Source organism: Ancylomarina sp. (assembly GCF_041555295.1).
In the GTDB taxonomy this organism is placed as follows: Bacteria; Bacteroidota; Bacteroidia; order Bacteroidales; family Marinifilaceae; genus Ancylomarina.
Genome location: NZ_JBFFKR010000162.1, coordinates 1 through 7,946, shown reverse-complemented (window position 1 = coordinate 7,946; position 7,946 = coordinate 1). Strand labels below are relative to the sequence as shown.

Sequence of the window (7,946 nt, the reverse complement as noted above, 5' to 3'; positions counted from 1 at the left end):
TGCGTAAGGCAATGGGTAAGAAGAAAATTGCTGAAATGGATAAGCTGAAAGTTAAATTTATCGAAGGCTGTTTGGCCAATGAGGAATTTATGGAAGGCTTTGAAAAAGAAGTGAAAGGTAAAGGGAAAACCTTTAAGATGAAGGTTGCCGATGATAAAGAAGTCACACGAAAAATTGAAAAAGCTGAGGATCTGATCGATAAAATTTGGCTAGACTGGGAGGCTTTTGCTCAGTATGCTTTTAATAAGTCTCACTCGGTATGTTATGCCTATATAGCCTATCAGACAGGCTATTTAAAAGCGCATCATCCTGCGGAATTCATGGCAGCAGTTTTAAGCCGTAACCTTTCCGATATTGAAAAGGTAACCATTTTCATGGATGAGTGTAAGCGTATGCGTTTACCTGTGCTTGGGCCTGATGTCAATGAATCTTACCTCCGATTTACTGTAAACAAGGAGGGGGCTGTGCGTTTTGGAATGGCCGCTGTTAAAGGTGTTGGTGAAGCTGCAGTTGAGGATATTATTAGGGAAAGAGAGAATGGCGAATTCAAGGATGTTTTTGACTTTGTAGAGCGAGTATGCTTGAGAACCGTTAATAAACGAACGCTTGAAAATCTAGCTATGTCTGGAGGTTTCGATAGTTTTGACCTGAATCGAAGCCAGTATTTTGCATGCGATGAGTTCGAAACGCCTTTTATTGAGCTTTTGTCTAAATATGGCAATAAGTTGCAGGCCGAAAAAGCCATGGCTCAGCAAACACTTTTTGGTGGGGTAGAAGATTATGTTGTAACGCCACCCAAAGTGCCAAGCTCGGGCGAATGGAATAAACTTGAACGCCTGAATAAGGAAAAGGCTCTGATTGGAATTTACCTTTCAGCGCATCCACTTGATGATTACCGTTTGGAGATTGATTCATTTTGTAATGCCTCATTATCTCAACTTTCTACTGATATGCTTCAGTTTAAGGATAAGGAAATTAATATTGCAGGTATGGTAACGGCGATTCGTAGAGGAATAACGCGTACTGGAAACCCTTTTGCAATTGTTAACATTGAAGATTTTACGGACTCATACGAATTGCCTTTCTTTGGGAAAGACTTTGTGGAGTTTAATAACTATTTTGTGGAAGGGCTATCTGTTTATATAAATGGACGTGTTCAACAACGAACATGGCCTAAAGATTCTCCTGAATTAGAATATAAAATAAAATCTATTGGCTTACTTTCCGAAGTTTTGGAACAAAAGGTAAAGCGTATAACTCTTACAATTCCTGTTATGAGCCTAACTCAGGAGATTGTAAACGAGATGGAAAATTGTTTGACACATGAAGATAATAAAGGTAATTTGTTAGTTAATTTTGTGATTGTTGATGAGGGAAAAATGAGATTGAAAATGTTCTCAAGAACCTGTAAAATAAAACTTTCTACTGATTTGATAGAATATTTTAAAAATAATTCTGAAATTGAATTCAAAATTAACTAAATTGCGTCATTAAAAATTAACATTCTTAGATAGCTAGATATGAATGTTTCTTTCGAAAATATCTAGCGCATATAAACCAAAAAATAAAAAAAAACCATGACTATTAAAGTAGATGATACTAATTTCGAGGAGATTGTTTTAAAGTCTGATATGCCAGTATTGGTTGATTTTTGGGCTGAGTGGTGTGGACCGTGTAGAATGGTTGGACCAATCGTAGATGAATTAGCTCAGGATTTCGAAGGCAAATTTGTAGTAACTAAAGTTGATGTTGACTCAAGTCCAGCAACTGCTGCTAAATTTGGTATTCGTAACATTCCTACCATTATTTTCTTAAAAAATGGTGAGGTTGTTGACAAGCAAGTAGGTGCTGTTCCAAAAACAGCTATAGCTGAAAAAATGAATGCTTTACTATAGTAGATAGTAAACATTGTTATCATATTTAAGGCATAGAATTTAATTCTATGCCTTTTTTTTGTCAAATTTGAAGAGTCTACCTGACAAATAACTGTTTTGTTTATCTCTATTTTGCATGCATTACTATGAAACAACTATCTGATTTAATAGAATTTGAAGCTTTCGATAATTTAGAGCTCATGGCTAAGCAAATAGTTGAGGGTTTTCTTCTTGGCTTGCATCGTAGCCCTTACCATGGTTTTTCTGTTGAGTTTGCTGAGCATCGATTGTATAATAAAGGAGAATCAACCAAGCATGTCGATTGGAAACTATACGCTAGAAGTGATAAGCTTTTTGTCAAGCAATTCGAAGAGGAAACCAACCTAAGAGCGCATTTGGTGATAGATACGTCATCTTCCATGCTTTTCCCTTATCAGGACAAGAAGGTCTCTAAAATGGCATTCTCAGTGCTTTGTTCGGCAGCTTTGATTCATCTCTTACGCAATCAACGTGATGCTGTTGGCTTAACGACTTTTTCAGATAAAATAGAACTCCTGACACCAGCAAAATTATCCTTAACGCATGCTCATCGATTGTATGCTGAGTTATTGAAAATCTACAATAAAGAAGATCTTAATTTAAATAGAAATACGAAATTTTCTGAAAATCTGCATCATTTAGCGGAGGCTATACATAAGCGTTCATTAATCGTCATTTTTTCTGATTTAATGGGAGATGATAGTCCTCAGGAAATATTGGAAGCCTTGCAGCATTTGCGTTACAATAAGCATGAAGTTGTGTTATTCGCTGTGACGGATCATGATCTGGAAAATCAATTTAATTTTGCCAATCGTCCTTCAAAGTTTATTGATATGGAAACGGGCGAAACTTTAAAATTGAATCCTTCAGAGGTCAGAGAAGCTTTTTCCCAAAAGCAAACTGCATTTTATGATGAGATGAAACTCCTTTGTTCTCAATTTGCTATCGATTTTGTTGAAGCTGATATACGTAAACCCTTTAAAGATGTTTTACAAGCTTATCTCATCAAGCGTAAAAAATTGGGTTGATTCCTTGTAAATCATTTATTTAAAAAATCTTTTGGGTTTATACGCCCATATCAATTAGGAATAAGCCTATTTCCATTATTGATAAGTCATTATTCTGTTATAAATTTTATTATTCACCAGCTTTATTTATTTTTATGGAATAACCGACTTGTTAAAAATGAAACAACTACTCTTTATACTCTCAATTTTATTATTATTTGCTTGTGAATCTAAGAAAACAAGTGAAACTGTTGTGACTAATAATGATGGAGAAGTGTTAGACGGTTGGGTAAAAAAGTATAATGATAAAAACAAACTGAGATCTGAAACCTTTTATAAGAATGGAATTAGAGAAGGAGTGGCTCGCGTTTATTATGATTCTGGAGAGTTAAGTGATGAGGTTTATTATGTTGGTGATGAATTAAATGGAATAGCAAAGAAATACCATAAAAATGGTCAGGTCTATTCCTTGACACCCTATGTGAATGATAAGAAGGATGGTATTCAAAAGAAATTTTATCCCAATGGCAAGCTTTGGGCTGAAACACCTTATAAAAGGGGAGAACCTGGTATTGGACTAATAGAATACAAACGTAATGGTAGTTTGAGAAAAAATTTTCCCTCAATTGAATGTCAACAGTTTGTCCGTTCTGATTGTGTCAATTTGAAAATGTTTTTGAATAACTACTCTAAGAATGTTGAGTTTTATATTACACCCTTGGTTCAAAATAAATACATTCCAATTAATGCGAACGTGATATCCGCTGAAAAAGGATCGGGGCAGGTTGATTTTTACTTTTCTAAAGGTCAGGTTCTGGATACAGTTGTAAATGTTGTTGCAAAGTATAGAACATCCGATCGAAATATTTATGTCGGACAAAGAGAAATTCGTATCAGAAACTAATATCTTTTTTTCTTGATGTAACTGATTGTCCTAAATTTTATTCCAAATGTTTTTATTTTTGGGGCTTGATAGTTAATTATTAAAGCTCTTTCTTGAAGTATTTAATGATAGAGAATTACAAATAATAGAAAAAATCCCCAATGCAGATCGAAGCTAGTGATATCCTTTTTGTAATCAACCCGAATTCTGGGTCACAAAAGCCTGATACTATTATCAAACAAATAAAGAGTAGTGGTCATAATATCGACTATGTTTTGACTCAAAACCTTGAAGATTCTAATGAACTATGGGCTGAAAAAGTTGATAATTATAAAGTGGTTGTAATTTGTGGTGGTGATGGTAGTGTGAATTGCACACTTAAGCATTTAGTTGCAAAAAAAGATATCATACTAGCCGTTTTACCTAACGGATCAGGAAATGGTTTTGCCAGAGAACTTGGTTTTACAAATGATGTTGAAAACCTGATTTCAAAGATTCTAAGGGGAGAAATTCGTAAAGTAGATATAACCGAGATTAACGATGATTATTCGATAAACGTAGCAGGTTTGGGTTTCGATAGTTATGTCGCCTCACTATTCGATGGGAGCAAGTTTCGTGGGCTTAAAAAGTATATTTATTGCACAATTAAAGGCTTATTTTTATACAAGCCAATTGCTGTAGAGTTATACCTCGGACAAGTTAAGGTAACAGGTGATTTTTGGGGTGTCTATTTGGCTAACACCAGACAGTTTGGTAACAATGCCATTATTGCCCCCGAAGCTAAATATGATGATGGTTTGCTCGAAGTGGTATTGATGAAGAAGTACCCATTAATTTTAGCACCCATTGTTGTCTATAAAATGTTTACTGGTAAGTTTAAGAATTCCAAATATATGACTTATATTAGAGCCAGTGAATTGCTTATTAAATCAAATTCACGGACTTATCATGTTGATGGTGAGCCTAGATTGATGACTGGAGATCTAAATGTTTCTTTGAAAAAGCAGCAAATTAAACTGATTAAAATGGATTAAGTTCTATTCGGAAATAGAACAAGCCCTTAACACAATAAAGTTAAGGGCTTGTTTATTTTTAATGGATTATCCTTCGGGTTATTCTCGAATAACTTGAACCCCCCAATCGGCCCCAATTTTTATAATACTAGAAGCTTTAGCTTTTGTCATATCATCTTGGCGATATTCAACGACATAATCAACGGCATCGATAATATCCTGACTAATTTCAGAGAAGTTCTGAGCAGGAGCATCACCGCTGATATTTGCCGATGTAGATACAATTGGCTTACGAAAACGTTGAATTAACTGTTGGGTAAATTCCTCTTCAGTAATTCGAATTCCAATGCTACCATCGGAATTAATTAGATTTTTAGCCAAATTTTTAGCATTCGAGTAAATGATAGTCATGGGTTTATCCGTGACATCAATCAAATCTATAGCAATTTCAGGAACGTCATCAACATATGAGTTTAAGCGACTGGGATTCTCCATAAGCACCAACATGGACTTTGAATCCTCGCGTTTCTTAATCTCATACACACGCTTAACAGCTTCTTCATTGGTTGCATCACAGCCAATTCCCCAAATCGTATCTGTAGGATAAAGGATGGTTCCACCATTTTTAAGAACCTCTAAAGCCTTTTTTATATCGTTATGCATAATAAAGTTTTAAGTACTTATAAGTGACTAAAGTTAAAGCCCAATAACTTTAGGCCTTTGAACTTTAAATATTTTAGGTATTTCTATTAGTTATACCGCAACGTTGTACTCACGTAGAGCGTCGTTTAGAGATGTTTTAAGATCTGTTGATGCTTTACGCTTACCGATGATCAATGCACAAGGAACTTGATATTCACCAGCTGGGAATTTCTTAGTTCTTGTACCAGGAATCACAACCGAACGAGCAGGAATAAAACCATCATACTCTACAGGTTCTTCACCAGTAACATCAATTATTTTAGTTGATTTGGTTAAAACAACATTTGCCCCCAATACAACTTCTTTCTCAAGGTGCACACCTTCAACAACAATACATCGCGATCCAATGAAACAATTGTCCTCGATAATCACTGGAGCAGCCTGAATTGGCTCTAAAACACCACCAATACCAACACCACCACTTAGGTGGACATGCTTACCAATTTGAGCACATGAGCCAACTGTTGCCCATGTATCAACCATTGTTCCTTGATCGACATAAGCACCAATGTTTACATACGAAGGCATCATCACAACGTCACGAGCAATGAAAGCTCCGTAACGCGCAACAGCTTGAGGCACGACACGAACACCTAGTTCAGCATAATTTGTTTTAAGGGCCATTTTATCGTGAAACTCGAAAGGCCCCACTTCAATAGTTTCCATTTTACGAATAGGGAAATAAAGAATTACAGCTTTCTTCACCCACTCGTTAACCTGCCATCCGTTTTCAATTGGCTCAGCAGTTCTAAGGATACCTTTGTCAAGAAGTTCGATAACTTCGTTAATATTTCGTTGAACATCAGCGTTTTTAAGAAGAATTCTGTCTTCCCAAGCAGCTTCAATACTTTGCTTTAATTTTTCGTACATGTTTACTTGTTTTACTTCTTCGACTCGGTGATAAAATTATCCATGTGATACTTGGTTTTGTATGACATTATAGCCCAATAACTTGTCTGAATTTTGATTAATTGCGACAAAGCTAAGAAAGAGTTTTGATTTATTTTATTAATTCAAAGTTTGAGTACGCTCATTTTTATATAAAGCACACTTTTGTTGATGCAGATTAGCTCAGTGACTTTGTTTAAAATATTCTACAAAATCAAGAATGTGTTTATCAAATTGAACTTTAGTTTGATTTTTGAATTTGATTTGTAGAGGAATATAAGCCATATTATCTTTCAATACTTTTGATTCGATCTTCATATCAAGAAAACGGACAGCATCTTTTTCTGTTGTGAGAATGATTTTGTTTGTAGATTTTAAGTTGATGAATGAGGTCTCAATTTTCTCAAGATCTTTGTCCTTGAAGGTATAATGATCAGGGAATTGAATTTCGTTGAATTCATCACAAAATGACTTTAGGTATTTTCTTAAAGGGGCAGGGTTTGCAATACCAGTGACCAATAAAATTCCTAAAGATTCTTTATCTGTATCATTCAAGCTAGCTAGCTCATTAGATGTATTAAATACGGGCTCAGAAGGAGCATAGTCAAGGCACGTGAAGTACAATTCTTGATGAGGTAGGGGATTTATGCTCTTTTTTAGTTTTTCAGCTTCTGAATCGCTTAAATCTACGGGGCATTTACTTATGATGATAATATCTGCTCTTTTCTTACCTGCGGCTCTTTCTCTTAAGCGTCCCATTGGCATCACAAAATCGTTGGCAATTGGACGATTGTAATCAATCAAAAGAATAGATAAACCTGGTTTTATATACCTGTGCTGATAAGCATCGTCAAGTAAGATGCAATCTAGTTTGAGTCCCTTTTCTGAAGCGATTAATTCTTGAACACCATTCACTCTATCTGAATCTACGGCCACATTTAGGCTAGGGAATTTTCTATTCATTTGCATGGGTTCATCACCCAAATCATATGAGTTCGAGCTTTCATCAGCTAAAACAAAACCTTTTGATTGACGCTTATAACCTCTACTTAAGCTTGCTAAATTGTATTTATCTTGTAAAAGCTGAATTAAGTATTCAGTATGAGGCGTTTTTCCCGTGCCTCCTACCGAAATATTTCCCACCGAAATAATTGGCAAGTCGAATGATGTTGACTTTAAACAGCCCCAGTCGAACATTAAGTTTCGTAGAGATAGAATGCTTGCATAGATAAATGAAAATGGAAAAAGCAAGAATTTTAAATAAGACAGAAGTCTGCGCATAGATTAAATTATCAGAATTATTTTGCTCTAAAATTAATTATTTCTTGCTAAAAAAGACCTTGACTGTCATAAAGTACCAAAGCGATGAAGAAACTTCATCGCTTTGTAACCACTAACCGTTATTAACATCCGAACAAGAAAGGAGTTAATAATTACTAACCCAATGAACTAGATTTTAATCTAATTCTAAAGAAAAGTTAACTAATAATATTGAATAAAAAAAATATAATCATCTGTGAATTGGGCTTTTATGTGTTTT

Annotated in this window: 8 protein-coding genes; 5 read left to right on the top strand and 3 right to left on the bottom strand. The window is 35.0% G+C overall.

The features are described 5' to 3' along the window. From ABY905_RS11395 to ABY905_RS11375, 5 genes are all read left to right on the top strand, one after another. A partial coding sequence (locus ABY905_RS11395; RefSeq protein ID WP_372643862.1) for an OB-fold nucleic acid binding domain-containing protein occupies positions 1 to 1,481 on the top strand: 1,481 nt, incomplete at its 5' end. Between the two features lie 96 nt (positions 1,482 to 1,577). After that, a complete protein-coding gene (gene trxA / locus ABY905_RS11390; RefSeq protein ID WP_125028843.1) occupies positions 1,578 to 1,895 on the top strand; it encodes a thioredoxin in 318 nt (105 codons plus the stop codon). Between the two features lie 125 nt (positions 1,896 to 2,020). Next, entirely contained in the window at positions 2,021 to 2,941 is a 921-nt protein-coding gene (locus ABY905_RS11385) for a DUF58 domain-containing protein (protein ID WP_372643859.1), read from the top strand. Positions 2,942 to 3,098: 157 nt separating this feature from the next. Continuing rightward, entirely contained in the window at positions 3,099 to 3,824 is a 726-nt protein-coding gene (locus ABY905_RS11380; RefSeq protein ID WP_372643856.1) for a toxin-antitoxin system YwqK family antitoxin, read from the top strand. A gap of 140 nt (positions 3,825 to 3,964) precedes the next feature. Continuing rightward, a complete protein-coding gene (locus ABY905_RS11375) occupies positions 3,965 to 4,837 on the top strand; it encodes a diacylglycerol kinase family protein (RefSeq protein WP_372643854.1) in 873 nt (290 codons plus the stop codon). A gap of 78 nt (positions 4,838 to 4,915) precedes the next feature. Here ABY905_RS11375 and ABY905_RS11370 read toward each other — a convergent pair whose 3' ends face one another. The 3 genes from ABY905_RS11370 to lpxK all read right to left on the bottom strand — a co-directional run bounded on the left by ABY905_RS11370 (position 4,916) and on the right by lpxK (position 7,687). After that, the gene (locus tag ABY905_RS11370; RefSeq protein WP_372643851.1) at positions 4,916 to 5,479 is read right to left on the bottom strand and encodes an L-threonylcarbamoyladenylate synthase; all 564 of its coding nucleotides are present in this window, start codon (positions 5,477 to 5,479) and stop codon (positions 4,916 to 4,918) included. A 90-nt stretch (positions 5,480 to 5,569) separates the two neighbouring features. Beyond that, positions 5,570 to 6,388, bottom strand: a complete 819-nt coding sequence (locus ABY905_RS11365; protein ID WP_372643848.1) for a 2,3,4,5-tetrahydropyridine-2,6-dicarboxylate N-succinyltransferase — start codon at positions 6,386 to 6,388, stop codon at positions 5,570 to 5,572. A 201-nt stretch (positions 6,389 to 6,589) separates the two neighbouring features. Continuing rightward, the gene (gene lpxK / locus ABY905_RS11360) at positions 6,590 to 7,687 is read right to left on the bottom strand and encodes a tetraacyldisaccharide 4'-kinase (RefSeq protein WP_372643845.1); all 1,098 of its coding nucleotides are present in this window, start codon (positions 7,685 to 7,687) and stop codon (positions 6,590 to 6,592) included. Positions 7,688 to 7,946 lie beyond the last annotated feature (259 nt).